The sequence below is a fragment of the Kitasatospora sp. NPDC057738 genome (genome assembly GCF_042798815.1).
In the GTDB taxonomy this organism is placed as follows: Bacteria; Actinomycetota; Actinomycetes; order Streptomycetales; family Streptomycetaceae; genus Kitasatospora; species Kitasatospora lactacystinica.
Genome location: NZ_JBHVJT010000070.1, coordinates 17,185 through 43,687 on the forward strand (window position 1 = coordinate 17,185; position 26,503 = coordinate 43,687).

The following is a 26,503-nucleotide window of genomic DNA, read 5'->3' on the forward strand; positions in this document are numbered from 1 at the left end:
GGACCACGGATGGTCAGACGTTCTCGACCAGCACGGCCGTTCCCTGCCCCACGCCCACGCACATGGTGGCCAGGCCGCGCCGGGCACCGGTACGGCGCATCCGGTGCAGCAGGGTGGTGAGGATGCGGGCGCCGGAGCCGCCCAGCGGGTGGCCGAGCGCGATCGCCCCGCCACTGGGGTTGACTACCTCCTCGGCCTGCTCCGGTCCGAAACCGATGCCGTCGGCGGAGGCCAGCGCCTGGGCGGCGAAGGCCTCGTTCAGTTCGGCGGTGTCCAGATCGGCGAGCGACCAGCCGGCCCGCGCGAGCACCTTCGCCGTGGCCGGCACCGGACCGATGCCCATGACGTCCGGGTGCACCCCGGCCGAGGCGCCGGCCACGTACCGGCCGAGCGGCTGGAGCCCGAGGTCGCGCAGCGCCTCCTCGCCGACCAGGACGAGCCCGGCCGCGCCGTCGTTCATCGGCGAGGCGTTCCCGGCGGTGACCGTGCCCCCGGCGCGGAACACCGGCTTGAGGCCGGCGAGCTTCGCCAGGCTGGTGTCCTCGCGGATGCCCTCGTCCCGGCTCACCGTCACCCCGTCCGGCCGCTCGACCGGGACCAGTTCGGCGTCGAAGTGCCCGTCCTTGCGGGCGGCGCCGGCCCGCTGGTGGCTGCGCAGCGCGAAGGCGTCCTGGCGCTCCCGGCCGATGCCGTACCGGGCGGCCACCTCCTCGGCGGTCTCGCCCATGCCGAGCACGCCGTGCAGTTCGGCCATCCGCGGGTTGGTGAGCCGCCAGCCGAGCCGGGTGTCGAAGGTCTCCATCCGGTGCGGCAGCGCCTCGTCCGGGCGGGGCAGGACGAAGGGGGCGCGGGTCATCGACTCGCAGCCGCCGGCCAGCACCACGTCCGCCTCGCCGGAGCCGATGGCCCGGGCGGCGAGGGTGACGGCCTCCAGGCCGGAGGCGCAGAGCCGGTTGACGGTGGCTCCGGGGACGGTCTCCGGCAGGCCGGCCAGCAGGACGGCCATCCGGGCGGCGTTGCGGTTGTCCTCGCCGGCCTGGTTGGCGGCGCCCCAGTAGACGTCGTCGATCCGGGCGGGGTCGAGCGCGGGGACGTCGGCGAGCACGGCGCGCAGCACGGTGGCCGAGAGGTCGTCCGGGCGGACCGTGGCGAGCGCGCCGCGCAGCCGGCCGATGGGTGTGCGGCGGGCGGCGGCGAAGTAGACGGGACGCACGTCGTCGGGCTCCTTGTCGGGTGGCGGGGCGGGGGTGTCCGTGGCGGGTTCAGAAGGCGTTGACGCCGGTCAGGGCGCGTCCGATGAGCAACTGGTGGATCTGGCTGGTGCCCTCGTAGAGCGTCATCACCCGCGCGTCGCGCAGGTACTTGCCGACCGGGTACTCGTCGATGAAGCCGTAGCCGCCGAAGACCTGGAGCGCGTTGTTGGCGGCCCGCACGGCTGCCTCACTGGCGTACAGCTTGGCGACGGAGGACTCGGTGGCGAACGGCAGGCCGCGCTCGATGTGGTCGGCGACCTTCCAGGTGAGCAGCCGGGCCGCCTCGACGTCCACGGCGATGCCGGCCAGCAGTTCCTGGACGAGCTGGTGCGCGGCGATCGGCTTGCCGAACTGCTCGCGCTCGCCCGCGTAGCGGACGGCGGCCTCCAGGCAGGCCCGGGCGATGCCGACGCAGCCGGCCGCCACCGACATCCGGCCCTTGGCCAGGGCGGCCATCGCCACCGTGAAGCCCTTGCCGACCTCGCCGAGCCGGGCGGTGTCCGGCACCCGGACGTCCTCGAAGGAGAGCCCGGCGGTGGCCTGGCCGCGCAGGCCGAGCTTGCCGTGGATCTCGGTGCGGGTGAAGCCGGGCAGGTCGGTGGGGACCAGGAAGGCGGTGATGCCCCGGTGGCCGCGCTCCTGCGGTCCGTCGCCGCCGGTGCGGGCGAAGACCAGCGCGACGTCGGCCCAGGTGCCGTTGGTGATGAAGGTCTTGGCGCCGCTGATCAGCCAGTGGTCGCCGTCCCGGACGGCCCGGGTGGTGAGGTTGGCGGCGTCCGATCCGGTGCCCGGCTCGGTGAGCGCGAAGCAGGCGAGGGACTCGCCGGAGGTGAGCCGGGGCAGCCAGTGCCGCTTCTGCTCCTCGGTGCCGAAGGTGTTGACGGACTTGCCGACCAGGCCGAGCGAGACCGAGACGATCCCGCGCACGGCCGAGTCGCCGCGCCCGAGCTCCTCCAGTACGAGGCAGTACGCGAGGTGGTCGCCGCCGCTGCCGCCGTACTCCTCCGGGATGGTCAGTCCGAGGAAGCCGACCTTCGCCAGCTTGCCGACGATCGCCCGGTCGACGGACTCGGCGCGGTCCCACTCGGCGGCGTACGGGACGATCTCGCGGTCGGTGAAGGAGGCGGCGAGGTCACGGACGGCGCTCTGCTCCTCGGACAGCTCCAGGTTCACGGCGGCTCCCGAATCCGGTGTCCTGGGCCCGGTACGGGGTCCGGGCCGATTAAACTAGCGCTGCAAGTTTTATGAGGGCGACTGTAGCCCCGCCCGGCCCGCGCTGGGAAGGGGCGCCTGCCAGAATCGGTCCCCGACACACCCGACCGGAGGAACCGGAGGAACCCGCCGCGATGGCCCGTCCACGCACCCCGCTGCTCAGCCGCGAGCGCATCGTCGCCGCCGCACTGCGGCTGATCGACGACGAGGGGCTGGACGCCCTCTCCACCCGCCGACTCGCCACCGAGCTGTCCGTCAGCGGGCCCTCGCTCTACAACCACTTCGCCACCAAGGACGACCTGCTGGACGCGGTGGTGGACAGCGTCATCGGCGAGGTCGACCTGTCGATGTTCGGGACCGCCGCCGGGGCCGCGGGGGACGCGGGAGCCGCGGGAGCCCTGGGGGCCGCGGGAGTTGCTGGGAGAACCGGGAGCGCCTGGCCGCAGGCGCTGCGCGACTGGGCGCGCTCCTACCGCGCCGCGCTGGCCGCCCACCCCAACATCGTCCCGGTCCTGGCCCAGGGCCCCGGGCGCCGGCCGAACGCGCTGCGGCTGGCCGACGCGGTCTTCGGCCACCTGGTCGAGTCCGGGTGGCCCCGCGGACAGGCGACCAGGATCGGCGCGCTGATGCGCTACTTCGTCACGGGCTCGGCGCTCGCCTCCTTCGCGGCCGGCTTCCCTGCGGACGCCGAGGTCTACGACGCGGCCGACTACCCGCACCTCGGTGAGGCGCACCGGCTGGCCGGGCACCGCGGGACGGTGGACGAGGGCGCCTTCGAGACCGGGCTGGAGGCGCTGCTCGACGGGCTCGCCCTGCGCTACGCCAGGCTCGCCGAGCGGCCCTGACCCGTCGGGACGCCCCGCCGCGCGATGCCCTGCCGCACGACGCCTCGCCCCTTCGCCGCACGACGCCTCGCCCAGCTCGTTCGTCGCGCGATGCCTCGCCGGACTTCCCCCTTCGCCGTGCCGGCCCGCTGCGCCGTGCAGGCCCGGCCCCGCGGAAACGACGCGGCCCCCGCACCTCCGCGCCGATCGCGCGGGGTGCGGGGGCCGGGAGGCCGAGGGGCGGCGGATCAGCCCATGTCCTCCAGCCGGACACCCTTGGTCTCCTTCATGAACTTCGCCACGAAGAGGACGGACAGCGCCGCGAAGGCGGCGTAGACCAGGTAGGTCGCCGACAGGTTCCAGCGCGACATGGACGGGAACGAGACGGTGATCACCCAGTTCGCGATCCACTGCGCGGAGGCGGCGACGGAGAGGGCGGCGGCGCGGATCCGGTTCGGGAACATCTCGCCGAGCATCACCCAGACGACCACGCCCCAGGACATCGCGAAGAACAGCACGAAGGCGTTGGCGGCGACCAGCGCGACGGTGCCCTGGAGGTCGGGCAGGGTGAGGTTGTCCCCGCTGCCGGTGGCCGAGGAGAAGGCCCAGCCGGCGGTGCCGAGCGCGACCGCCATGCCGACCGAGCCGATCAGGGCGAGCGGCTTGCGGCCGATCCGGTCGACCAGCACGATCGCGATCACGGTGCCGAGGATGTTGATCACCGAGCCGACGAAGCTGATCAGCAGCGAGTTGCTCTGGTCGATGCCGACCGACTGCCACAGGATCGACGAGTAGTAGAAGATCACGTTGATGCCGACCAGCTGCTGGAAGACCGACAGGCCGATGCCGACCCAGACGACGGGGAGCAGGCCGAACCGGCCGCCGAGCAGGTCGCGGAAGCGCGGGCGGTGGTCGGAGGCGATCAGCGACTGGATCTCGGCGATCCGGGCGTCGGTGTCCGTTCCCTCGCCCTCGACCTCGGCGAGCACCTTGCGGGCGTCGTCCAGGCGCTCGGCCTGGATCAGGTAGCGCGGGGACTCGGGGATGACCGAGGAGAGCACGAAGTAGACCGCGGCCGGGACGACGCAGATGCCGAGCATCCACTGCCAGGCCTCCAGCCCGAGCAGCTGGCCGCGGGTGTCGCCGCCGGCCGCCTGCGCCAGCACCCAGTTGACCAGCTGGGATATCGCGATGCCGAGCACGATGGCGGCCTGCTGGAAGGAGGCCAGCCGGCCCCGGTACTTGGTCGGCGCGACCTCGGCGATGTAGGTCGGGGCGATCACCGAGGCGATGCCGATAGCCGCGCCGCCGAGGACGCGCCAGAGGGCGAGGTCCCAGGCGGAGAACGGCAGCATCGAGCCGACCGCGCTGATCGCGAAGAGCAGCGCGCCCGCCTTCATGACCTTGATGCGGCCGTACCGGTCGGCGAACCGTCCGGCGAACGCGGCGCCGACCGCCGAGCCCAGCAGCGCGGAGGAGACGATCAGGCCGGTCACGCCGCTGCCGACGCCGAACTTCTCCTGGATCCCGGAGACGGCGCCGTTGATCACGGAGCTGTCGTAGCCGAAGAGGAAGCCGCCGAGGGCCGCTGCCGCGGTGATGAAGACGACGAAGCCGAGGCGGCCGGGCGCGGGGGCCTCGACCGCCCCGGAGGGCTTCTGGGTGACGCTCACGATCTGACTCCTGGTACTCAACGCTGAGCTCGGTAGCCGAGATCGTAACCCCTATTCGTTTAAGTCTTGTACACCTGGACCCTCAAGTTTCGCTCTGAGAATTCGTAAGGTGAACAAGCAAATTGGGCCGCCCGGGTGCGCCGGTCAGACCGGCGAGGCGAGGGAGAGCCCGAACCGGCCCCGGGGGTCGGTCCACCAGTGGCTCAGTCGCAGCCCGGCCGCCGACAGCTCCCGGGCCACCCGTTCCCGGCGGAACTTGGCCGAGACCTCGGTGCGCAGCTCCTCGCCCCGGGCGAAGTGCACCGGCAGGTCCAGGGTCGGGATCTTCACGGTCTGCGAGCGCAGCGAGCGCAGCCGCATCTCGATCCACTCCTGCTCGGCGTCCCAGAGCGCGACGTGCTCGAAGGCCTCCGGGTCGAAGTCGGCGCCCAGCTCGCGGTTGAGCACGTTCAGCACGTTCCGGTTGAACTCGGCCGTCACCCCGGCGGCGTCGTCGTAGGCGGCGACCAGCACCGCCGGGTCCTTGACCAGGTCGGTGCCGAGCAGCAGGAAGTCGCCCGGGTCGAGGGCGGCGCGCAGGCCGCGCAGGAAGGCGGCGCGCTCCTGGGGCAGCAGGTTGCCGAGGGTGCCGCCGAGGAAGGCGACCAGGCGCGGGCCGCCCTCCGGCGGCAGTCCGAGCCGGGTGGTGAAGTCGGCGAGCACGCCGTGCACCGCGAGTCCGGGGTACTCGGCGGCGAGCGCGGCGCCGGCCGCGGTCAGGGCGCTCTCGCTGACGTCCACCGGGACGTACGTCTCCAGCGTGCCGAGCGCGCGCAGGGCGTCCAGCAGCAGCCGGGTCTTCTCGGAGGAGCCGGAGCCCAGTTCGACCAGGGTGCGGGCCCCGGTGGCGGTCGCGATCTCGCCGGCCCGGGCGGTCAGGATGGCCCGCTCCGCGCGGGTCGGGTAGTACTCGGGCAGTCGGGTGATCTCCTCGAACAGCTCGCTGCCCCGCGCGTCGTAGAACCACTTCGGCGGCAGCCACTTGGGCTGCGAGGTCAGCCCGTGCCGCACGTCATGGCGCAGTGCGGTGCTGAAGTGGTCGGAGGGCAGCAGTCGGACGAGATCGAAGGTGTCCATGACAGGGTGGTTCCTCTGTTCAGAAGATGAAGGGAGAGTGGGGATCAGTCGCGGCCGGGGAGGCGGTTCACGGCGATGCCGCGCGCGTCCACCAGCAGCAGCGAACCGTCCGGGACGGGCGTCCAGCCGGGCGCGTCGTCGTACGGCTCGGAGGCCACCACCGTGCCGAGGCCCGGCAGCGTGCGGTGGTACAGGGTGTCGCCCCAGGTGGTCGCGGCGATCGCGGTGCCGTCGGTGAGCAGCAGGTTGAGCCGGCCGGTGGTGTGCGCGGCGACGTCCGCCACGGTGCCCGCCAGCGCCTCGCCGAGCCCCGCGCCGGCCCGCAGCCGGTGCAGGGCGAGTGCCCACAACAGTGCCGAGTCGGTGCGCGCCTGCAGGTCCAGCAGCTCGGCCGGGGGCAGCAGGGCGGCCAGGGCGTCCAGCTTGCCGGGCCAGCCGGCCACCGCGCCGTTGTGGCTGAACAGCCAGCGCTCGGCGGCGAACGGCGCGGCCGCGCCCTCGCCCGGCGCGCAGCCCTCGGTGGCGGAGCGGACGGCGGCCAGCAGCGCCCGGGTGCGGACCACCCGGGCGAGGTCGGCGAAGGTCTCGTCCGCCCAGATCGGACCGGTCCGGCGGTAGCGGGCGGGTACTTCGTCGCCGTCCGCGTACCAGCCGAGGCCGAAGCCGTCCGCGTTGACCGTGCCGTACTGCTGGACCCGGGGGGCCCAGGACTGCCGGTACAGGCCGTACGGCGGGTGCACCAGAAGTTCCCTGGGGGTCAACGGCTCGCCCAGATAGGCGATGTGACGGCACATCAGGCCGACTCCAGGTCGCGCGCGGTGCGGAACCCGGCGAAGATCTGCCGCCGGATCGGGTAGTCCCAGTTGCGGAAGGTGCCCCGGCAGGCCACCGGCGCCACCGCGAAGCAGCCGCCGCGCAGCACCTTGTACTCGGGGCCGAAGAACACCTCCGAGTACTCCTGGTACGGCCAGGCCCGGAACCCCGGGTAGGAGCGGAAGTCGCTGGCCGTCCACTCCCACACGTCGCCGATCAACTGGCGTACCCCGTACGGTGACTGCCCCTTCGGGTAGCTGCCCGCACCGGCCGGGCGCAGATGGCGCTGGCCGAGGTTGGCGTGCTCGGGGCCGGGCGGCCCGTCGCCCCAGGGGTAGCGGCGGGAGCGGCCGGTCGCCGGATCGTGCCGGGCCGCCTTCTCCCACTCGGCCTCGGTCGGCAGTCGTCGTCCGGCCCACCGGGCGTACGCGTCCGCCTCGTACCAACTGACGTGCAGGACCGGCTCGTCCGGCTCGACCGGCGCGACCGTGCCGAAGCGCCGGCGCAGCCACTGGCCGTCCAGGTGACGCCAGAAGAGCGGGGCGGTCAGGTCGGCGCGCCGGCGGTGCTCCCAGCCCTCCGGCGTCCACCAGCGCGGGTCGTCGTAGCCGCCGTCCGCGATGAACCGCTGGTAGGCCGCGTTGGTGACCGGGGCGGTGTCCAGCAGGAAGGCCGGCAGGTCGACGGTGTGCGCCGGGCGCTCGTTGTCCAGCGCCCACGGCTCGGTGTCCGTTCCCATGGTGAACGGTCCTGCGGGGATGAGGACTTCGGCGGGCAGGGTGGCCGCGTCGGCGGGCGCGGGCGGCGGTGGGGGAGCGGCCAGGGCCGGCTCGCCGGTGCGCAGCTGGTGGGTGATCAGCATGGTCTCGTCGTGCTGCTGCTCGTGCTGGGCGATCATCCCGAACGCGAACCCGGCCTCCAGCAGCGGCGCGCCCTCCAGCGGGCTGGCGGCCAGCAGGTCCAGCACCCGGCCGCGCACCTCGTGGGCGTAGGCGCGGGCCTCGGCCGGCGGCAGCAACGGCAGGGCGGGGCGCTCGGCGCGGGGGTGCTGGAAGGCGTCGTAGAGCGGATCGATCTCCGGGTGCATCGGGTCGCGGCCGCCGACGTTGCGCAGCAGCCAGAGCTCCTCCTGGTTGCCGATGTGCGCGAGGTCCCAGACCAGCGGGGACATCAGCGGGGAGTGCTGGGCGGTGAGATCGCCGTCCTCGACGCAGTCGGTCAGGGCGGCGGTGCGGGCGCGGGCGGCCAGCAGCTCGGTGGCGATGCTCTCGCGCAGTGCCTCGGTGCCGGCGGTGCCGGCGGTGCCGAGGCCGTCGAGACCGCCGGTGGGGCCGGTTCCACCCGTGGCGTCGGTGCGGTCCGTGCTGCCTGCCCCGGCATCCCCGTGGGGTCGGACGTCGGTCATGATGCGGCCTCCTCCGGGGGAGTGCGTCGGGTGCCGGAGCGCAGGGCGTCCAGCTGGTCGTCGGCCGGGCAGCGGCCGCGCGCGGGGTAGCGCTCGGCGAACTCGGCGACGGTGGTGCGCAGCCGCCCGGCACCGGGCAGGCGGCCCAGTGCGGCGTCGGCGGCGGCGAAGCAGGCGAGGGCGGCGCGGCGCAGCTCGGGGTCGGCCGTCGCCAGGGTGGCGGCGCGGCGCCAGACCCCGCTGCGCGGCGGTCGCGGACCGTCCGCCCCCTCCCGCCGGTCGATGGCGTCCAGCGGCTCCAGCGCGGCCAGTGCGGCGTCGGCGGCCAGCGCGTCCTCCAGCAGTGCGGTGACCAGCGCGGTGACCACCACCCAGCCGTCCCCGGGCTGGGCGTCGATCATCCGCAGCTCCAGGTGGCCGCGCGGGCGCACCGGCGGGAAGAGGGTGGTGCGGTGGTAGTCCAAGTCGTCGAGGGTGGGCGGGCGTTCGCCCGCGCCGCGGATCCAGTCGCGGAACGTCAGACCGGCCGGGGCCGTCCAGGGCAGGCCCTCGGGCCGTCGCACGCACAGCACCCGGGCGTCCAGCACGTACTGCGCCCACGCCTCGCGCGGATCGCCGTGGTCCGGCTCGGGGGCCAGCGTGCGGGTCGGGTCCATCCGGGACCAGACGGTCTGCCGGGTGGACCGGTGACCGGTTGGACTGCCGTCCAGGATAGGCGAGTTGGCGAAGGCGGCGACCAGCACCGGGCCCAGCAGATGGGCCAGTCGCCAGCGGCGCTCCACCGCGTGCGGACCGTCCGTGTCGCCGGCGTCCAGGCACACCTGCACCGACGCGGTACCGGTCATCATGATCCGGCCCCAGGGCCCCGCGGAGTCGAAGAAGCGCTCCATCGCGAGGTAGCGGGGGTGGTCCAGCACCATCGGTCGGGGACGGGCCAGCGGGTCCGTTCCGGTGCCGGTGAGTCGAAGGCCCTGCGCCGCGAAGGCGGCCCGCAGGGCGGTCAGATCACGTCGGGTGTCCTCGACGCAGGCCAGGAGGCCGGTGGCGGGCGGGGAGCTGAGCTCGACCTGTCCGCCGGGTTCGAGCGTGAGGCGCGAACCGGAGGGGAGGGAGTCGCCGTCCGGGCCGCCGAGGGGCAGCGAATCCAGTGCGGCGTGGAGCAGTTCCGGCCGTACGGGCCGGGTGGGACATTGATCGTCATGGACGAACCACTCGACCTCCACCCCCACCAGGCGGGGCGGTCCGATCTTGAAGCAGACGCCCGACACGTGGCTGCGCGCCCCCGATTCGGTCAACGGGGTCACCCCCGACGGGGGTAGTGGCGTGCTCTGCCGTTCGGGCGGAGTGGTGCGGGATACCGGTATCACCGGACTCACCATCCTCGGGATCACGATTGCGGCCCGGTCTACCCTGCCCAGTCTGCTACGGAGCATGCGGGGGCGCCCTGCAAAATTCGCGTGAACGTTCGTTTTCGCAGGTCAGGGGCGTGGCGAACGGGTGAGGGCGGGATTTTCCGGCCGACCGGCGGGCGCGGCCCGGGCCCGATCCGGCCGGGGCATGTGCCGGGGTCACAGGCGCTCCAGCCGCTCCAGGACGGTCATCAGGACCGGCCCCGGCAGGGCGTAGTTCAGGCGCAGCGAACCCCGGCCGCCGGAGCCGAACTCGGCTCCGTCGGAGGCCTCCAGGCCGCAGCGCTCCAGTAGGGCCCGGCGGGCGTCGGCGGGCGGCAGGCCGAGCGCGGCGGCGTCCAGCCAGAGCAGGTAGGAGGCGTGCGGGGCGGAGCGGACGGCCGGTCCGAGCCGGTCGGTCAGCCGGGTGCGGGCGGCGGCCAGGTGGGCGAGCAGCGCGTCCAGCCAGGGGCCGCCCTCGCGCAGTGCCGCCTGCTGCACGGTCTGCTCCAGCAGGCCGCCCTCCCAGAGGCCGTAGCCGGCCAGCGCCTCGGCGAACCGGGCGCGCAGCCCGGCATCGGGGACGAGGGCGAAACCGCTGGGGATGCCGGAGCAGTTGAAGGTCTTGCCGACGGAGTTGAGGGTGACGACGTGGCGCAGGTGCGCCGGGTCCGCGGTGGCGACGGCGACGGGATGGGCGCGGCCGGGGTGGGTGAGGTCGCCGTGCACCTCGTCCGAGACCAGCAGCGCGCCGCTCTCGGCCGCCCGCGCGGCGAGACCGCGCACCGCGTCGAGGGGCCACACGGTGCCGGAGGGGTTGTGCGGGTTGCTCAGCAGCACGGCGCCGGCGGGGCGGGGGAGCGGGCCGTGCGGGAGCCGGTAGCCGTCCGGGCCCAGGTGCAGCGGCAGCGCGTGGTGGGGGAGGCCGGCCGCGCGGCAGAGCTGGGCGAAACCGCCCCACTCGGGAGTGGGGAAGAGGACGGGGGCCTGCGGCCGTACGGTCTCCAGCAGGATGCGCAGCGCGGTGCGCGGGCCGCAGGGCAGCAGCAGGACCCAGTCCGGGTCCACCGCGGCGCCGTGCCGGGCGCGGTACCAGTCGGCCACCAGGGTGCGGCCGGCCGGGTCGCACACCGTGTAGCCGTACGCGCGGTGACGGGCGCGCCGCTCCAGTGCCTCGGCGACGGCGGGCGGGCCGGGCAGGTCCATGTCGGCGAGGCTCATCGGGATCACCCCGGGGGCGTCCGCGCGGGCCCACTTGCTGCTGCCGGTGCCGGTCCGGTCGAAGGGGGCGTCGAACCCGAAGTCGGGGGCGGGGACGGGGTGGGGTGCGGGGCCGGGGCCGGGGCCGGAGTCGGTATCGGGGCCGGAGGCGGGGGCGCCGCGAACAGATGACAGATTTCGAAATCTGTCATCTGTTCGCTGAAAGCTGTCGTCCGTCATCTGTTCGCCGTCACCCGCCGCTCGTCGTCCGTCGTCCGCCGCCCGCCAGGTGGGCGGCGAGCCCCCGCCGCCCCCGGCGCATCATCACCGCGTGGTTGGCCCGGAACAGCGGGTGCAGCGGCAGGGCGAGCCGGCGCAGCAAGGGCTTGCCGGGCCGGGTGTCCTCCTCGAACAGCACCCGGCTGCCCGCGCCGCCCGCGCCGACCGAGCCGCCGGTGGCGTCCGGCGTCACCGTGAACCGCGTCCACCCGGTCAGGTCGCCCCGCATGGTCACCTCCAGTACCCCGGCGGCCGGGTCGCGCCGACTCGCCACCAGGCCGATCACCAGCCGGTACGGCAGCAGCGCGCGCACCACCACGTCCCCGCGGTCCTCGCCGGTCGGCCGGACCTCGCGGATCTCCGGCCACCACAGCGGGTAGCTCCGTACGTCCTCCAGAGCCGCGTACACGGCGGGCGCCGGAGCCGCGAGCCGCCAGACGCCCCGGAATCGGTAGTGGTTGGGGTCCACCGCCCCACCCTAGTGCGGCCAGGCCGGCCCGAGGGGCGAACGCCGGTGGACCGTTGTCGAGTTGGTCCCCGGTGCGGACCCGCGCCGGAGGACGGGCGCTCCGGAGGCGTCCGCGCTTCGGGAAGGGCGCATTCCGCTTGCACCCGTTCGGGGTGCGGGGGAGGATCTTGTGTGCTTGTAGTCTCAACAGTCACAGCGGCATCCCAGGGTGCTGCCACCCCAGAACCGGAGTGAAGGAGTCACAGGCATGCGGCGACCGAGCTGGGTACCGGAGGGTACGGACCTGGACAAACCGAACGCCGCGCGGGTCTACGACTACTACCTGGGGGGCTCCCACAACTTCGAGGTCGACCGGGAGATGGCCCGCAAGGCGATGGCCCTGTGGCCGGAGCTGCCGCAGATCATGCGCTCCAACCGCGCCTTCCTGCGCCGCGCCGTGACCTTCCTCGCCGAGCAGGGCGTCAGCCGCTTCCTGGACATCGGCTCCGGCATCCCGACCTTCAGCGCGGTGCACGAGATCGCCCGCGAGATCCGCCCCGGGGCGAAGGTCGTCTACGTGGACCGCGACCCGGTCGCCGTCGCGCACAGCCGTCTGCTGCTGGAGGACGACCGGGACAGCGCCGTCGTCCAGGCCGACCTGCGCGACGTGGCCGACCTGCTGGCCCGCCCCGAGGTCGCCGAGCTGCTGGCGGCCGGCGAGCCGGTGGCCGTGCTGCTGGTCGCCGTCGCCCACTTCGTCAGCGACGAGGAGGACCCGTGGAAGCTGATCGGCGTGATCCGCGACGCCCTCCCGCCCGGCAGCGCGCTGGTGCTCTCGCACGCCTCCCTGGAGGGCCGCCCGGACCAGGCGGAGGACCACCAGAAGCTGTACCGGATGACGCCGACCCCGCTGACCATGCGCACCCACGAGCAGATCACCGCGATGTTCTCCGGTTTCGAGCTGGTCGAGCCGGGCGTGGTCTACCTGCCGCAGTGGCGCCCGGACCAGCCCGGTACGGTCGGTGAGCACCCCGAGCGGATGACCGGGGTGGCGGGCGTGGGGTTCCGCCCTTGATCGGACGCGACGGACGAGGCACCGACGGCCGTGCGCCCCGCGCGGCGGCCGCCGGAAGCGCGGTGCCGGGCCCGGGCGGCAGCACGACCCGGGGCAACCGGAGCGGCCGAGCGGCCGTCGCCGGGCCCGCCGCAACCGGCGCGCACAGCAGAGGAACCAGGTTCAGCAGATGAGTACCACCCCGGTGCGCGGCAACGCGGAGCGGTTCCACGAGGACTGGGCCCGACTGCTCTCCGCCGACCACGGCATCGCCGTCCACCCCGGCCTGCTCGGCCGGCTGGTCGCGCGCACCGCCGCGCTGCTGCACCGCGCCCAGGAGGACGACCCGTTCGAGCCGCGGCTGGCCGCGCAGGCCGGCGCCGAACTGGTCGACGCGCACTTCACCGACCCGGTGCTGCTGGCCCGGGCGGTCGAGCTGCTCCAGGCGCAGCCCGTCCACGACGACCGCGGCCCGGCCCTGACCGGCGCCTTCGCGGCCGGCTGGGCGGGCGCCCTGCGCGAGCGCACGCTGATCGAGCAGGAGGCGATCCGCACCGCCGCCGACGCCGCCCGCAAGGAGGCCGAGCGGGCGCTGCGCGCGTCCGAGGCCCGCTTCCGGGCGCTGTTCGAGAGCGCCGCGATCGGCATCGGCATCGGCGACACCGACGGCAACATCATGGCGGTCAACAAGGCCCTCCAGGAGCTGTTCGGCGCGGGCCCGGAGGACATGATCGGGCGCCGGGTCGGCGACCTCGTGCACCCCGAGGACACTCCGGGCGTGTGGGAGGCGTACGAGGAGCTGATCAGCGGCAAGCGGGACTACTTCCAGTTCGACAAGCCGTACTACCGCCAGGACGGCGAGGTGATCTGGACCCACCTGACCGTCTCGCTGATCCGCGACGACGACGGCATCCCGCAGTACCAGGTCGCGATGCTGGAGGACGTCACCGACCGCTACCGGCTCCAGGAGCGGCTGCGCCACCAGGCCACCCACGACCCGCTGACCGGGCTGCCCAACCGCGCGGCCTTCTTCGAGCGGCTGGAGAAGCTGTTCGAGGAGCCCGAGCCGGGTGCCCGCTTCGGCCTCTGCTACGTCGACCTCGACGGCTTCAAGGTTGTCAACGACAGCCTCGGCCACGACATGGGCGACCAGCTGCTGGCCGCCGTCGGCGCCCGGCTGAAGGCCGCCCTCAGCCCGCTGGGCCACCTGGTCGCCCGGCTCGGCGGCGACGAGTTCGTCGTCCTGCTGGAGCGCTGCCGCGGCGAGCAGGAGGCGGTGGCCGCCGCGAAGACCGTGCTCAAGGCGCTCGCCGGGCCGGTGCTGATCGGCGACCACAAGCTCGCCGTCGGTGCCAGCGTCGGCGTGCTGGAGCGGCGGGTGTCCACCACCACCCCGGGCGCGGCCGTCCGCGCCGCCGACCTCACGCTGTACCGCGCCAAGGAGGCCGGCCGCGGTCGCTGGACGCTGTTCGACCCCAAGGAGAACGCCCGCGCGGTCAGCCGCTACGCGGTGTCGGTGCGGATGCCGGCGGCCCTCGACCGCGGCGAGTTCTTCATCGACTACCAGCCGCTCTACCGCCTCGCGGACGGCCGGCTGGCCGCCGTGGAGGCGCTGGTGCGCTGGCGCCACCCGCAGCTCGGCGTGCTCGGCCCGGACGAGTTCGTCACCACCGCCGAGGAGACCGGGCTGATCATGCCGCTCGGCCGCTGGGTGCTGGAGCAGGCCTGCGGCCAGGCCGCGGACTGGATCAAGCGGTACGGCGACGCCGCCCCGCAGCTGAACGTCAATCTGGCGGTCCGGCAGGCCCGCAGCGCCGCCCTGGTCACCGACCTCGGCCGGATCCTCGACGGCACCGGACTGGACCCGGCCCGGCTGCAGCTGGAGATCACCGAGTCGACCGTGGTCGGGCCCGAGGACGAGGCGCTGCGCACCCTGCACGGGCTGGTCGACCTCGGGGTGTCGCTGGCCGTGGACGACTTCGGCACCGGCTGGTCCAACCTCGCCTACCTGCGCGACCTGCCGGTCTCCGGGCTGAAGATCGCCGGTTCCTTCGTCGGCGACCTGCACGAACCGGGGAAGGACGAGTCCACCGGGTGGCGGATCGTCAGCGGACTGGTGTCGATGGCGCACGCGCTCGGGCTGAACGTCACCGCCGAGGGCGTGGAGACCCACCGGGACGCGGAGCGGCTGCGGACCATGGGCTGCGACTGGGCGCAGGGCTGGCACTTCGGGCGCCCGGTGCGGCCCGACGAGATCGCCCGGCGGATCGTGGAGGAGCCGGCGGGGCGCCCGGTCGGGGAGAACTGAGGGCCGACGGCGCCCGGTTCCGCGTCGCGGGAGGCGCTTGCGTACCGGTCCTGCGACGGGTCGGTCCTGATCCGGAAAAGCGCCCGACACCCGCGCCCGCCGTGCGGGATGATGACGCGTCACAATCCACCCCGGCACCGGTGCGCCCGCGGTCACGACCCCGCGCCGGTCCGGGCTGCGGGGGAGGGAAACGTCGCATGGGCACGACGGAGGACGCGGATCCGGCCGAGGGCGAACGGCGCGGGCCGAGGCCCCGGTCGGCCGCCGGAGCCGAGCCGGGGAATCCGCCGGGGAGCAGGGTGGAGCGGTGGTCGCGGGGGCGTTGGCGCGGCTCCGAAGCCGCCTCCGACCGGCCCTCCCGGCTCGGGTCGGTCCCGCCCGGGTCGGTCCAGCCCGGGTCGGTGCCTTCAGGGTCGGTGTCGTCAGGGTCGGTGCCGCCCGGGGTGGATCCGCCGACCCGGGTGGACCCGCGCGCCGCGACCCGTCGGGCGCCCGCCGTCCCGCCACGCTTCGACCCGGAGGCGGCGACGCGTCGGACGTCCCGCGCCGAGCCGCGGTTCGACCCGGAGGCGGCCACCCGCCGCAGGCCGGATGCCGGGCGGGGGTCCGACCAGGACGCGCTGACGGAGGTCCGGCCGGGGAGGCCGGGGAGTCCGGGCCGGCCGGGGCGTCCGACGCACCCGGGACGTTCGGGCGGCGCCGACCCGGAGGCGGTCACCGAGGTCGTCCGGCCCAGGTCCGGGGCGGGAGGCGGAGGCGGCTCGCCCTCCTGGCAGGACGGCATCGGGCCCGGCGGTCCCGCTCCGGCCGGAGGCCCCGGCGGACGCCCGGGCTCCGACGGCCCGTTCGAGGGCGCCTTCCCGGACGCCCTGCGCGGCCGCTTCATCCCGCTGGGCCGGGCCGGGGCCGGTTCCGAGGGCACCGTCTGGTACGTCCGGCGCACCGACGGAGGCGGTGACGCGGCCGTCAAGGTGGCCGTCGCCGGGCACCCGATGGACCACGACCTGCTCGCCCACCTGCGCAACGACGGCTTCCGCCGGCACGTCCCGCACCTGATCGACTTCGGCCGGGTCGGCCACCACGGCGCCCAGGTGGACTGGGTGGCCATGGAGTACCTGCCGGTCACCCTCGCCGCGCACGTCGCCGGACTGTGGCGGGAGGGCGGTCACGGCGACCGGCGGACCACCGAACAGATCGTCCACGAGCTCGTCGCCCTGCTCGACTTCTGGCAGCAGCGGATCAAGCGCAACCCGCTGGACTTCAAGCCCGCCAACATCCTGGTGCGCCCCGGCAGCGGGTCCGGGGAGTTCGTGATCGCCGACTTCGGCGGCGTCGACCGGCTCACCGACAGCCGCCGGTTCACCTCCGCGATGATGGTCACCGTCGCCTACATGGCCCCCGAGCAGCTGGCCGGCAAGAACCACCAGGCCGGGCCCTGGTGGGGTCTCGGCAACGTGCTGTACGAGCTGTTCGTCGGCCGCCCGCGCTTCATCGGCGCGGACGGCGAGCGCCCGGCCGACCAGGAGCTGGAACTGGAACTGGTCATGGGCGAGGAGGTGGACCTCGCAGCCGTCCGCGACCCGCGCCAACTGCTGCTCCTCCAAGGGCTGTTCACCAAGAAGCCGGAGGACCGCTGGACCGCGCCGCAGGTCCGCGGCTGGCTGGCCGGCGGCACCCCCGAGGTGATCCGCCGCCGGCCGCAGGCGCAGGCCCGGGCGCACCGGCCGGTCACCTTCCTCGGCAACCCGTTCACCGACCCGGTCCGGCTCACCGAGGCGCTGCTCAAGAACTCCGGCGCGGCGGCCCGCTGGCTCTCCACCGGGGGAGCGGAACGGGTGCGCGACTGGCTGCGGGACGAGGTCGAGGACACCGTCTTCGACCTGCACCACCTCTCCGACGTGGCCCGGGCGCCCGGCTCCCGGCGCGAGTCCGTGGCGGCGGTCGCGGTGCTCGCCCTGGGCGCCGCCTTCGCCCCGGGCGCCGTCCCGCACTACCGCGACCGCCGGATCGACACCACCGGCCTGGAACGCGTCGTCACCGAACCGGACGGCGCCGAGTTCATCGACGAACTGGTCCGGGGCGGGGCGCCGACCGTGGTCGCCCGCTACGACTGCTTCCACCCCGAGTGCGCGGGCGAGCACTGCTCGCGGCTGCTCGCGCTGGCCGGACTGCCGGAGGTGCTGGCCGAGGTGGACCGGCTGGCACGCACCGTCGGCGGCGGCCGGCGCGGCGGCGACGGGCTCAGCCCCGAGGAACGCGAGGAGGCGCACCGGCAGGCGGTCTGGCTGAGCATCCGGCCCGAGGAGCGCGCACGGCTGCTCGGCCGGCTCTCGCCGCTGCCCGCCGCCCTGCACCGGCTGCCGCTGCCCGAGCGGGTGTCCGAGCTCGCGGCCGTGGTGGCCGCCACGGTGGTGGACGGCGCGCTGGCGGTGGACGCGGGCGCCCGCACCGTCGTACGGGCGGCGGCCCGCAGGCCGGCGCCGGACCCGGCGGCGGCCACCGCCCGGGACGTGGTGCGGCGCCGCTGGTCCGCGCTGCGACGCCGGGCGGTGGGCGCCGACCCGGCTCAGCAGGGCGGGCGAGCGGCCCTGATCGCGGCGGAGGCACTGCGGCGGCGCGGCCGGGGACGGTCCGAGCAGCCCGAGCGGCCCGAGCCGGAGGCGGGGGTACGACAGGAAGGGCGGGTGGCCCGGCTGTGGCACAACCGGCGCCGGCGGCCCCCGGTGGACCGGCGGGCCCGACTGGCGGCCTGGTGGCCCTACGCCCGCACCGCACTGCCGCGCCGGGCCGGGGCGGTCCTGCTGCTGCTCCTCGCCTTCGGACTGCTGCTGTGGGCGGGAGCGGTGCTCCGCTACCCGGTCGAGGCGGGCGACAAGCTCGACCTCTCGCCCGCCGGCGCCTTCGGCGGACACCTGCGCAACGCCGGCGACCACGCGGCCCGGCAAGTGGTCGGACAACTCGGTGCGGGGCTCGTGGCGGCCGCCGTGATCGCCTTCTTCCCCGCCCGGGTGGGCATCGGCACGGCGCTGCTGACCGGGGCCGGGGCCCTCGCCATCGGCTACCTGCGGCTCGGGCCGCCGATGACCGCGCCGGCCACGCCGCAGTCGGTGGCCGACCGGGTGGTCGTGTTCGAGGGCGGGATGGGGAGCTGGGCCGGCATCGCGGCGGTGGTGGCGATCGTGGTCTCGCTCGTCCTGGTGGAACGGGCCTCCAACCGGCTGCTGAAGCCCGCCCAGGAGGCGCGCACCCAGGTCCGGGCGGCCTGGCGGCGGCTGGACGAGCGGAGCGCTGAGCAATCGCCCGGGGCCACCGGCGGCGAACGGGTGTGGAGCGCGCCGTCCGGGCGGTGGCGGACGGGCGGCGCGGGGACCCGCGACCGGGTGCGGTTCGCGCTCGGGACGACGGCGGTGCTGGTGCTGCTGCTGTGGGCGGCGGTCGAGGTCAGGCTCGCGGCCACCGGGGTGCACCGGACGCCCGGCTCCTGGGGGACGGGACAGAGCGGCGCGGCCTACCAGGCCGGGTTCGTCCTGCTGCTGGCGGTGGTGTCGCTGGTGAGCGCCCTCGGGACTCCGGCCACCGCCCGGGGGCTGTTCGCGCTCTGGGTCCCGGCCACCCTGTTCCTGGGGGCCTGGCCCGGGCCGCTGGGACCGGTCGAGGCACTGCGGATACCGGTGTTCGAGGGGCCGTTCAGGTCGATCGCCGGGCTGTGGGGGCACGGGGCCTTCTGGGCCGCCCTGCTGGTGATGCTGCCACTGGCGGCGTACGGGGGGCTGCGGACGGTCCGGGGACGGGCGGGGCGCGGCTGAGGGGCGACGAGTGCCAGCTGGCACTTGGCAGCTGGCAGCTGGCAGCGGACGGATGACGACTGACGGATGACAGCTGACAGATTTCGAAATCTGTCAGCTGTCATCCGTCATCTGTTCTCTGTTCGCTGCGGCCCGTTCTCTGCCGGCGCTCAGCCGACCAGTCGGGAGAGCTCGATCGAGTGTCCCGTCCGCTCCACCTTCGCCCGCAGGTAGCGGACGTTGCTCGCCGACAGGTGCACGCCCGTCGGCACCCGGTGCCGCACGACGATCCCCAGCTCGGCCAGCTGCGCCGCCTTGTCCGGGTTGTTGCTCAGCAGGTCGATGTCCGTGGCGCCGAGCGCGGCGAGCATCTGGGCGGCCGCGGTGTAGTCCCGGCCGTCCTCGGGCAGGCCGAGGGCGGTGTTGGCGTCGTACGTGTCCAGACCGGAGTCCTGGAGGGCGTACGCGTCCAGCTTGTTGTAGAGCCCGATGCCGCGGCCCTCCTGCCGCAGGTAGAGCAGGTATCCGCCGGCCTCGCTGATCCGCTCCACCGACTCGCGCAGCTGCGGCCCGCAGTCGCAGCGGTCGGAGCCGAAGACGTCGCCGGTCAGGCACTCGGAGTGCAGCCGCACGAGCGGCGTCCCGCCCTCGGGGACCGTGCCGAGCGCGAGCGCCAGGTGCTCGGCGCCGTCGGCGAGGCCGTGGAAGGTGAAGGTCTCCGCCTCGGCGCGGTAGCCGTCGGGGAAGGTCAGCGGGATGCGCACACGCGAGCGCACCGTGGCGGAGCCGGGCTGCGGCATGGGTGGGCCTCCGTGGATCGGGGATGGGCCGGGACGAATCAGGGGTGGACCGGGACGAACCGGGTGGGTTCGACCGGTCCGGACGGATCGCGGTGGATCGGAGGTCGACCGTACTAGGTAGTTCCAATTTGAACAACTAGCGGGCCGATGGGACGGGGCTCGACCGCGGAGGCGCACACCACCCCACCGGTCCCGACTGTTCCCACCAGGCCTTCCAGCATGTGGATGGTGCGGGACCCGCGGTGTGGACACTGCGAGACTTGCCGCGTTTCCTGGGCACGTCCCTCAGGCCCGCCGGGACACCGCGCACGCCCATCGACGACCACGGAAGGGTCCTGACCAGATGCCGCTGACCCCCGCCACCCCCCACTCCTCCCTCGACTCCTCCCTCGACGCCGAGCGGCGCGCGATAGAGGCGCTCTACGCGGACGTGGTCCGCCGCAACCGGGGCGAGGACGAGTTCCACCAGGCCGTCCACGAGGTGCTGGAGACCCTCGCGCCGGTGCTCGCCCACCGCCCCGAGCTCCTCGACGCCCGGATCATCGAGCGGATCTGCGAGCCCGAGCGGCAGCTGATGTTCCGGGTGCCGTGGACGGACGACTCCGGTGACATCCACGTCAACCGCGGCTTCCGGGTGGAGTTCAGCAGCGCCCTCGGGCCGTACAAGGGCGGGCTGCGCTTCCACCCCTCGGTGAACCTCGGGATCGTCAAGTTCCTGGGCTTCGAGCAGATCTTCAAGAACGCGCTCACCGGTCTGCCCATCGGCGGGGGCAAGGGCGGCTCCGACTTCGACCCCAAGGGCCGGTCGGATGCCGAGATCATGCGGTTCTGCCAGTCCTTCATGACCGAGCTCTACCGCCACCTCGGCGAGTACACCGACGTGCCGGCCGGGGACATCGGCGTCGGCGGCCGGGAGATCGGCTACCTCTTCGGCCAGTACAAGCGGATCACCAACCGGTACGAGAGCGGCGTGCTCACCGGAAAGGGCCTGGGCTGGGGCGGGGCGCAGGTCCGTACCGAAGCCACCGGCTACGGCTGCGTCATGTTCACCTCCGAGATGCTGCACAGCCGCGGCGAGAGCCTGGACGGGCGCCGGGTGGTCGTCTCCGGGGCCGGCAACGTCGCGGTCTACGCGATCGAGAAGGCCCAGCAGCTCGGCGCGACCGTGCTCACCTGCTCCGACTCCTCCGGTTACGTGGTGGACGAGAAGGGCATCGACCTCGACCTGCTCAAGGAGGTCAAGGAGGTCCGGCGCGGCCGGGTCTCCGACTACGCCCGACTGCGCGGTGGCCACGTCCGGTTCGTCGAGGGCCCGGGCGTGTGGAGCGTTCCCTGTGACGTCGCGCTGCCCTGCGCCACCCAGAACGAGCTGGCGGAGGCCGACGCGCTGGCCCTGGTGCGCAACGGGGTGCTGGCCGTCGCCGAGGGCGCCAACATGCCCACCACCCCGGAGGCGGTGCGGGTGTTCCAGGAAGCCGGGGTGGCCTTCGGTCCGGGCAAGGCGGCGAACGCCGGCGGCGTCGCGACCAGCGCCCTGGAGATGCAGCAGAACGCCTCGCGCGACTCCTGGACCTTCGAGCACACCGAGGAGCGGCTGGCCGGGATCATGAAGCACGTCCACGACTCCTGCTTCACCACCGCCGAGCGCTACGGCCACCCGGGCAACTACGTGGTCGGTGCGAACATCGCCGGCTTCGAGCTGGTCGCCGACGCGATGCTGGCCCAGGGCCTGATCTGAGCCGCTGACGTGAGGCCCGCTGGCGCAAGGCAGCTGCCTCGGCGCCGCCGAGGCAGCACCGCCGCATCCGAGCCGCCGACGGCCGTCACCCGACGGCCGTCGCCCGGTGATCGGTACCCGGTGATCGGTACCCGACCGGAGCGGGCACCGATTGTCGGGTGCGGCAGGGTGTGTCCTTCCTACGGTGAGTGTCACAAGGGAAGGACGGGGTTGGCGTGCTGGAGCACCTGAACCGGGCGATGGACCGGATCGAACGAGACCTGGACCGCGAGGTCGACGTGGCCGAGCTGGCGCGGATCGCGATGACGTCGGAGTACCACTTCCGGCGGCTGTTCTCGATGCTCGCCGGGATGCCGCTGTCGGAGTACGTCCGGCGTCGGCGGCTCACCGTCGCCGGGGCCGAAGTCCTCGACGGCGAGCGGACGTTGCTCGACATCGCGGTCCGGTACGGGTACTCCTCGGGGGAGGCGTTCGCCCGGGCGTTCCGGGCCATGCACGGAGTCGGGCCGGGCGAGGTCCGGCGCGACGGTGCGGTGCTCGTCTCCCAGCCCCGGATGTCCTTCCGACTCGTCGTGGAGGGGAGCAGCAGCATGGAATACCGGATCGTGGAGAAGCCGGACTTCCGGATCGTCGGCAAGAAGGCCCGGGTCACCCTGATCTACGTGGGGATCAACCCGGGGATCGCCGAGTTCGTCAAGGGGCTCGACAAGGACACGGTCGCTCGGATCGCGGCCCTGTCCGGGGACGACCCGGCCGGGATCCTTTCGGTGAGCGACGACTTCGCGCCGAACCGCGAGGAGGGGTCCGAACTCGACTACTGGCACGCGGTGGTGGCGCGCGAGGGTGTCGCCGTCCCGGCGGATCTGGACGTGCTCGACGTCCCGGCCGGCACCTGGGCGGTGTTCACCAACACCGGGCCGTTCCCGCAGGCCCTGCAGGAGATGTGGGGGGACGTGGCGAGCCAGTGGTTCCCGTCCAACCCGTACGAGGCCCGGCCGGGTCCGGAGATCCTCCGGGTCCGCCCCGTGCCGGGGACGGGCGACGCCGAGGCGGAGCTGTGGATCCCGGTGGCACGGGCCGTGCGCAGCTGACGGATGGCGGACGGCAGCCGGCGGGCACCAGCCGTCAGGCGCCTGTCGCCGGACGCCCGCCGCCGGACAACAGCCGACAGATAACCGATGACGAATAACAGATGACAGCTGACAGATTTCGAAATCTGTCAGCTGTCATCTGTTCGTCCACCCCGTTCGGCCCACCATCGCCCGCCAAGCTCCGCCCCCGCCCCGCATGCTGGGGCGGGAGGTGCGGGGGCCGAGGCGCCGAAAAACCCGGGAGTTCCCGAGCAAGCTGCGAGGACAGACGCCATGAAGCAGACCTCCGTGACCACCAACGCCCCCTGCTGGACGGAGCTGGGCACCTCCGACCCGCCCGCCGCCCTGGCCTTCTACACCGAGCTCTTCGGCTGGCAGGTGGACGACACGGCCCGCCCCGGGCACGGCGACTACGCCCAGATGCTGGTCGGGGGAGCCCCGGCCGCCGCCATCACCCCGCGCTACGCCCCGCAGCAGCCGATCGCCTGGACGGTCTGCATCGCGGTCGCCGATGCCGACGCCACCGCCGCGAGGGTCAAGGAGTCCGGCGGCCGGGTCCTGAAGGACCCCACCGACGTCTCCGACTTCGGCCGCTTCTCGGTGGCCGCCGACCCCTCCGGCGCGGTGCTCATCGTCTGGCAGGCCCGCGCCTTCCGGGGCGCCGGGGTGTTCAACGAGCCCGGCTCGCTCGGCTGGGTGGAACTGCTCACCCGTGACCCGGCCGGCGCGCTCGCCTTCTACCCGGAGGTCTTCGGCTGGTCCGTCGCCCCGTCCGAGCACTACCCCCAATGGGGCCTGGACGGACGGGACTTCGGCGGCATGCTGACGATGGACGACCGCTTCCCGCCCCAGGTGCCGCCGCACTGGCTGCCGTACTTCGCGGTCGCCGACGTCGACAACACCGTCGGTCGGGCGACGGCGCTCGGCGGGGACGTCCTGATGCCCGCCACCGGACTGCCGGGGGGACGACGGATCGCCGTGCTCCGCGACCCCCAGGGCGCCGCGTTCGGGGTCTACACCGCCGGCGCCGAGGGCTGACCGGCCCGCCGGGCGACGCGCGAGCGCCGCCACCCGGCCACGGCCACCAGCGCCGCCCCCGCCGTGACCAGCAGCGCCCCGAGCGGCACCACGTCGCCGATCCGGTCGTACCAGGTCAGCGTCCCGGGCGCGGTGAGCGGCAGTCGGACGGTCAGCGCGCCGGTGCCGCCGGTACCGAGCCGGGCGAGCTCCCGGCCCTGGGCGTCGAAGGCGGCCGAGACCCCGGTCAGCGAACCCTGCACGGCCGGCCGCCCGGTCTCGGCGGCCCGGATCGCCGCCAGTGAGACGTGCTGCTCGGGCGCCCAGGTGCGCTGGAAGGTCGAGGTCGAGGACTGGTAGACCAGCACCCGGGCGCCGTCCCGGGCGGCGGTGCGGGCCATGTCGGGGAAGGCCGACTCGAAGCAGATCAGTGCCCCGACGGGCAGCGGCGCGCCGGCCCGGTCGGTGGCGGGCAGGAGGTGGAAGGACGTGCCGGGCGCCCGGTTCTCGCCCGCCGCCCGGCTGACCCCGGCGATCCAGCCGAGCGCCGGCCGCAGCGGGATGTACTCGCCGAACGGCACCAGCCGGATCTTGCGGTAGCGGTCCACCACGCCGGCGGGGGAGACCAGTACAGCGTCCTTGGAGATCCGCCCGTCCGCCTTGCGCGCGTCCTCCCCGGCCACGACCTCGGCGCCGGTGGTCGCGGCGAGCCCGCGCAGCGTGTCCAGTGCGGCCGGGTCGCGGTCCAGGTCGGCGGTGGTGCTGCTCTCGCCCCACACGACCAGGTCCACCGGCTGTCCGACGAGTCCGGCCGTGATCCGCGCGCTCGCCTCGAACCGGGCCCTGGGGTCCTCCACGATGCCGGGCTGGACCAGTGCCACGGTCGCGGCCCCGTCCCTGGCGGGCGCCTCGCGCAGGGCGAACAGCAGCGGGCCGGAGGCCAGCACCAGCACGACGGAGCCGGCGGCGACGGCCCGCGGTCGCCGGTGCACCGCGGTCAGCGCGATCAGCACCCCGGTGTTCACCGCCGCCACCGCCGCACTGACCAGCCAGATCCCGCCGGCCGAGGCCAGGGCGAGGATCGCCGGGTGCCGCCACTGGGTGGCGCCGAGCAGCGCCCACGGGCCGCCGAGCGCGGGCCAGGACCGCGCGTACTCGGCGGTCACCCAGACCGCCGGGACGACCAGGAGCGCCAGGAGCGCCCGCCGGGCGGAGAGCCGGGGGTGCAGCAGCCGGTGCACGGTGTACCCGACGCCGCTCTGGAGCGCCCCGAGCAGCACCGCGAGCACCGGCAGCCCCGGCCCGATGGACGGGACCAGCCAGGACATCGCGGTCAGGATGAACCCCGCGCCGAACCACCAGCCGCGCACCGCCGCCTCCCGGCCCGACGGCGCCCGCTGCATCAGCAGCAGCCCGGGCACCAGCGCGATCCACGCCAGCCACGCCTGCCCGGGTTCGGGGAGGGCGAGCACCGGAACCGCTCCGGCCGCCAGCGCTCCGACCCGCCCCCGGTACCGGTGCGGCGCGTGCGGCTCCCGCCCCTCGGTGGGGGTCGTGGTCGTCGTGGTCGGAGCAGGGCCGGTGGGAGCGGTGCGGCGCGACATGCCCCGTATTGTCCGCTCGGACCGCCCTCGGTGCCAGATGGCCGCACGCGAGGCCGACGCGGACCGGCGGGTCGGCGAATCATCGGAACAACTGGATCACCCCCGAAATCACCTGGGTGAGGAGATTGGCCGCGGAAAGGAGGTTGACCGCGACTTTGATGCGCTCGTGGAGTTTCCCGTTCCCGGCCGTGCTGGTTTCGGTGTTCGTCGTCATGCTTCAAATCTGGTGTACCGGGACGTGTCGAATACGGGGCCGGGCAAAGCGTTACCGAGTGATACGTGGCGGGACCCGGCGGGACGGGAGTGGTGTAACGTTTTACGAGGGATTACGGAAAAAGGGGGCAATACGTGCAAAATGGTGGAGCGCTCGCCGACCTGACCATGCGGCTTCGCGAGCTGCACCTCAACGCCGGCGAGCCCAGCACCCGGCGGATCGCCGCCGGGACCGCCGGCGCGGTGAGCCACAGCACCGTCCACCAGGCGCTGACCGGCAAGCGCCTGCCCAGGTGGGGCGCGCTGGAGCTGATCGTGGAGGCGCTCGGGGGAGATCCGGAGGAGTTCCGCGCCGCCTGGAAGTCCGCTCGGCTCCAGGAGGACAGCCCGGAGGAACCCGCCGACCGGGCGATGCCCGCGGACAGTCGCCGCTATCGGCTGTCGGAAGGGACGGAAACGGGTCTGGGGAGGCAGCGCATTGCGTACCGCATCGCCGAGAGGATGCTCGACTCCGAAAATCCTCAAGAAGCTGCGAAATTCCTGAAGAAGGAATTCGAAGGAAACCCTCGGAGCCCGTTGACGGTGTTGTACCTGCGCGCTCTGGCCAAGTCGAATGACAGCGGGATCACAGCTGTTCTGAAGACGCTCCGGGGCGTGGACATGGAGTCGGCGGACGCGGCCGAAGCGGTCGCCGATTACCTGGAGGACCACCTCGGGGACGTCGAGGCGTCGCTCGGACACATGCTGAACGCCCTTCGGCTCGACCCCGGCAACGGGCTGTACGCCTGGTCCGTGGCGGGCTATCTCGACTACCTGAACCGTCCCGAGGAGGCTCTGCCGTACTACCGGCGGGGCGCCGAGCTCTTCCCGACCGACAACCTCTGCGTGGCCGGCTGTGCCAGGGCGTTGGTCAAGGCCGGCCGGTTCGCCGAGGCCGAGCGGGTCGCCCGGTCGTCGGGCAGCGACGACATCGAGGTCAAGGAGTGGCTTGCCCAGGCCCTGGCACTCCAAGGGAAGTTCGACGAGGCGGAGCAGGAGCTGCGCCCGTTGACGGACCGGGCGTACATCGCGCAGATCCTGGTCCGGATTCTGCTGACCGCCGAGAGGTACGACGACGCGCTGAAGCTGGTGGAACGACGCGTCGACGACGACCACGTCGGTCTCGCCTTCCAGGCCACCTACCTGGACGTCCTGATCGCCGCCGGCCGGACCGAGGAGGCCGACCGCTGGCGGGCCCGCCTCGAAGCGCAGTGGTGGGAACGCGAAGGCCGCCGGTCCTGAC

The 26,503-nt window shown here is 73.9% G+C and carries 20 protein-coding genes; 8 read left to right on the forward strand and 12 right to left on the reverse strand.

Going from position 1 to position 26,503, the window contains the following annotated elements; all coding sequences use genetic code 11:
- Positions 1–13 precede the first annotated feature (13 nt).
- Both ACFVGO_RS30710 and ACFVGO_RS30715 read right to left on the reverse strand, forming a co-directional pair.
- Entirely contained in the window at positions 14–1,213 is a 1,200-nt protein-coding gene (locus tag ACFVGO_RS30710) for a thiolase family protein (protein ID WP_380635267.1), read from the reverse strand.
- A gap of 49 nt (positions 1,214–1,262) precedes the next feature.
- The gene (locus tag ACFVGO_RS30715) at positions 1,263–2,426 is read right to left on the reverse strand and encodes an acyl-CoA dehydrogenase family protein (protein WP_359913762.1); all 1,164 of its coding nucleotides are present in this window, start codon (positions 2,424–2,426) and stop codon (positions 1,263–1,265) included.
- 173 nt (positions 2,427–2,599) lie between these two features.
- On the opposite strand from ACFVGO_RS30715, the gene ACFVGO_RS30720 reads away from it, so the two are divergent.
- On the forward strand, positions 2,600–3,310 hold the full coding sequence (locus ACFVGO_RS30720) for a TetR/AcrR family transcriptional regulator (RefSeq protein ID WP_380635270.1): 711 nt from the start codon (positions 2,600–2,602) through the stop codon (positions 3,308–3,310).
- 227 nt (positions 3,311–3,537) lie between these two features.
- On the opposite strand, the gene ACFVGO_RS30725 is transcribed toward ACFVGO_RS30720, so the two are convergent.
- The 7 genes from ACFVGO_RS30725 to ACFVGO_RS30755 all read right to left on the reverse strand — a co-directional run bounded on the left by ACFVGO_RS30725 (position 3,538) and on the right by ACFVGO_RS30755 (position 11,632).
- Positions 3,538–4,962 carry a sugar porter family MFS transporter gene (locus ACFVGO_RS30725; RefSeq protein WP_359901736.1) on the reverse strand — a complete coding sequence of 475 codons (1,425 nt, stop codon included), beginning with the start codon at positions 4,960–4,962 and terminating at the stop codon, positions 3,538–3,540.
- Between the two features lie 144 nt (positions 4,963–5,106).
- Complete coding sequence (gene egtD / locus ACFVGO_RS30730; RefSeq protein ID WP_359901733.1) at positions 5,107–6,078, reverse strand: L-histidine N(alpha)-methyltransferase; 972 nt, start codon at positions 6,076–6,078, stop codon at positions 5,107–5,109.
- A gap of 44 nt (positions 6,079–6,122) precedes the next feature.
- On the reverse strand, positions 6,123–6,872 hold the full coding sequence (gene egtC, locus ACFVGO_RS30735) for an ergothioneine biosynthesis protein EgtC (protein WP_359901730.1): 750 nt from the start codon (positions 6,870–6,872) through the stop codon (positions 6,123–6,125).
- Positions 6,872–8,296, reverse strand: coding sequence for an ergothioneine biosynthesis protein EgtB (gene egtB / locus ACFVGO_RS30740; protein WP_380635271.1), 1,425 nt, complete (start codon positions 8,294–8,296; stop codon positions 6,872–6,874). Before egtB ends, egtC begins: the two co-directional genes overlap by 1 nt.
- On the reverse strand, positions 8,293–9,675 hold the full coding sequence (egtA, locus tag ACFVGO_RS30745) for an ergothioneine biosynthesis glutamate--cysteine ligase EgtA (protein ID WP_380348743.1): 1,383 nt from the start codon (positions 9,673–9,675) through the stop codon (positions 8,293–8,295). Before egtA ends, egtB begins: the two co-directional genes overlap by 4 nt.
- Before the next feature lie 189 nt (positions 9,676–9,864).
- Positions 9,865–10,905, reverse strand: coding sequence for an aminotransferase class I/II-fold pyridoxal phosphate-dependent enzyme (locus tag ACFVGO_RS30750; RefSeq protein ID WP_380635272.1), 1,041 nt, complete (start codon positions 10,903–10,905; stop codon positions 9,865–9,867).
- A gap of 229 nt (positions 10,906–11,134) precedes the next feature.
- Positions 11,135–11,632, reverse strand: a complete 498-nt coding sequence (locus tag ACFVGO_RS30755) for an SRPBCC family protein (RefSeq protein WP_380635274.1) — start codon at positions 11,630–11,632, stop codon at positions 11,135–11,137.
- Positions 11,633–11,879: 247 nt separating this feature from the next.
- Between ACFVGO_RS30755 and ACFVGO_RS30760 the strand changes: the two genes are divergently transcribed.
- The 3 genes from ACFVGO_RS30760 (at position 11,880) to ACFVGO_RS30770 (ending at position 18,779) form a co-directional block, all read left to right on the forward strand.
- Positions 11,880–12,686 carry an SAM-dependent methyltransferase gene (locus ACFVGO_RS30760; RefSeq protein WP_359901715.1) on the forward strand — a complete coding sequence of 269 codons (807 nt, stop codon included), beginning with the start codon at positions 11,880–11,882 and terminating at the stop codon, positions 12,684–12,686.
- A gap of 169 nt (positions 12,687–12,855) precedes the next feature.
- Positions 12,856–14,973: a putative bifunctional diguanylate cyclase/phosphodiesterase gene (locus ACFVGO_RS30765; RefSeq protein WP_380635277.1), complete on the forward strand. Its 2,118-nt coding sequence runs from the start codon at positions 12,856–12,858 to the stop codon at positions 14,971–14,973.
- 443 nt (positions 14,974–15,416) lie between these two features.
- Positions 15,417–18,779 carry a hypothetical protein gene (locus ACFVGO_RS30770; protein ID WP_380635279.1) on the forward strand — a complete coding sequence of 1,121 codons (3,363 nt, stop codon included), beginning with the start codon at positions 15,417–15,419 and terminating at the stop codon, positions 18,777–18,779.
- 149 nt (positions 18,780–18,928) lie between these two features.
- Here ACFVGO_RS30770 and ribA read toward each other — a convergent pair whose 3' ends face one another.
- Positions 18,929–19,558 (reverse strand): GTP cyclohydrolase II, encoded by a 630-nt coding sequence (gene ribA / locus ACFVGO_RS30775; RefSeq protein WP_359901706.1) that lies wholly within the window; start codon positions 19,556–19,558, stop codon positions 18,929–18,931.
- Between the two features lie 343 nt (positions 19,559–19,901).
- Between ribA and gdhA the strand changes: the two genes are divergently transcribed.
- From gdhA to ACFVGO_RS30790, 3 genes are all read left to right on the forward strand, one after another.
- Positions 19,902–21,296, forward strand: coding sequence for an NADP-specific glutamate dehydrogenase (gene gdhA, locus ACFVGO_RS30780; protein WP_380635281.1), 1,395 nt, complete (start codon positions 19,902–19,904; stop codon positions 21,294–21,296).
- Positions 21,297–21,511: 215 nt separating this feature from the next.
- Positions 21,512–22,387, forward strand: a complete 876-nt coding sequence (locus ACFVGO_RS30785; RefSeq protein ID WP_359901700.1) for an AraC family transcriptional regulator — start codon at positions 21,512–21,514, stop codon at positions 22,385–22,387.
- A 273-nt stretch (positions 22,388–22,660) separates the two neighbouring features.
- Complete coding sequence (locus ACFVGO_RS30790) at positions 22,661–23,425, forward strand: VOC family protein (protein WP_359901697.1); 765 nt, start codon at positions 22,661–22,663, stop codon at positions 23,423–23,425.
- Here the strand turns inward: ACFVGO_RS30790 and lnt are convergent.
- Both lnt and ACFVGO_RS30800 read right to left on the reverse strand, forming a co-directional pair.
- Positions 23,401–25,008 (reverse strand): apolipoprotein N-acyltransferase, encoded by a 1,608-nt coding sequence (gene lnt, locus ACFVGO_RS30795; protein WP_380348755.1) that lies wholly within the window; start codon positions 25,006–25,008, stop codon positions 23,401–23,403. The two genes, ACFVGO_RS30790 and lnt, sit on opposite strands and share 25 nt — an antisense overlap.
- 79 nt (positions 25,009–25,087) lie before the next feature.
- Positions 25,088–25,222 carry a hypothetical protein gene (locus ACFVGO_RS30800; protein ID WP_380348757.1) on the reverse strand — a complete coding sequence of 45 codons (135 nt, stop codon included), beginning with the start codon at positions 25,220–25,222 and terminating at the stop codon, positions 25,088–25,090.
- Between the two features lie 167 nt (positions 25,223–25,389).
- Between ACFVGO_RS30800 and ACFVGO_RS30805 the strand changes: the two genes are divergently transcribed.
- Positions 25,390–26,502, forward strand: a complete 1,113-nt coding sequence (locus tag ACFVGO_RS30805; protein ID WP_380635284.1) for a tetratricopeptide repeat protein — start codon at positions 25,390–25,392, stop codon at positions 26,500–26,502.
- Position 26,503: the final 1 nt, after the last annotated feature.

What these genes read in the sequence shown, in the direction of transcription:
- ACFVGO_RS30720 (WP_380635270.1), top strand. Translation starts at nt 2,600, where the DNA reads ATGGCCCGTCCACGCACCCCGCTGCTCAGCCGCGAGCGCATCGTCGCC.
- egtD (WP_359901733.1), bottom strand. Translation starts at nt 6,078, where the DNA reads ATGGACACCTTCGATCTCGTCCGACTGCTGCCCTCCGACCACTTCAGC.
- egtC (WP_359901730.1), bottom strand. Translation starts at nt 6,872, where the DNA reads ATGTGCCGTCACATCGCCTATCTGGGCGAGCCGTTGACCCCCAGGGAA.
- egtB (WP_380635271.1), bottom strand. Translation starts at nt 8,296, where the DNA reads ATGACCGACGTCCGACCCCACGGGGATGCCGGGGCAGGCAGCACGGAC.
- egtA (WP_380348743.1), bottom strand. Translation starts at nt 9,675, where the DNA reads ATGGTGAGTCCGGTGATACCGGTATCCCGCACCACTCCGCCCGAACGG.
- ACFVGO_RS30750 (WP_380635272.1), bottom strand. Translation starts at nt 10,905, where the DNA reads ATGAGCCTCGCCGACATGGACCTGCCCGGCCCGCCCGCCGTCGCCGAG.
- ACFVGO_RS30760 (WP_359901715.1), top strand. Translation starts at nt 11,880, where the DNA reads ATGCGGCGACCGAGCTGGGTACCGGAGGGTACGGACCTGGACAAACCG.
- ACFVGO_RS30765 (WP_380635277.1), top strand. Translation starts at nt 12,856, where the DNA reads ATGAGTACCACCCCGGTGCGCGGCAACGCGGAGCGGTTCCACGAGGAC.
- ribA (WP_359901706.1), bottom strand. Translation starts at nt 19,558, where the DNA reads ATGCCGCAGCCCGGCTCCGCCACGGTGCGCTCGCGTGTGCGCATCCCG.
- gdhA (WP_380635281.1), top strand. Translation starts at nt 19,902, where the DNA reads ATGCCGCTGACCCCCGCCACCCCCCACTCCTCCCTCGACTCCTCCCTC.
- ACFVGO_RS30790 (WP_359901697.1), top strand. Translation starts at nt 22,661, where the DNA reads ATGAAGCAGACCTCCGTGACCACCAACGCCCCCTGCTGGACGGAGCTG.
- lnt (WP_380348755.1), bottom strand. Translation starts at nt 25,008, where the DNA reads ATGTCGCGCCGCACCGCTCCCACCGGCCCTGCTCCGACCACGACGACC.
- ACFVGO_RS30800 (WP_380348757.1), bottom strand. Translation starts at nt 25,222, where the DNA reads ATGACGACGAACACCGAAACCAGCACGGCCGGGAACGGGAAACTCCAC.
- ACFVGO_RS30805 (WP_380635284.1), top strand. Translation starts at nt 25,390, where the DNA reads ATGCGGCTTCGCGAGCTGCACCTCAACGCCGGCGAGCCCAGCACCCGG.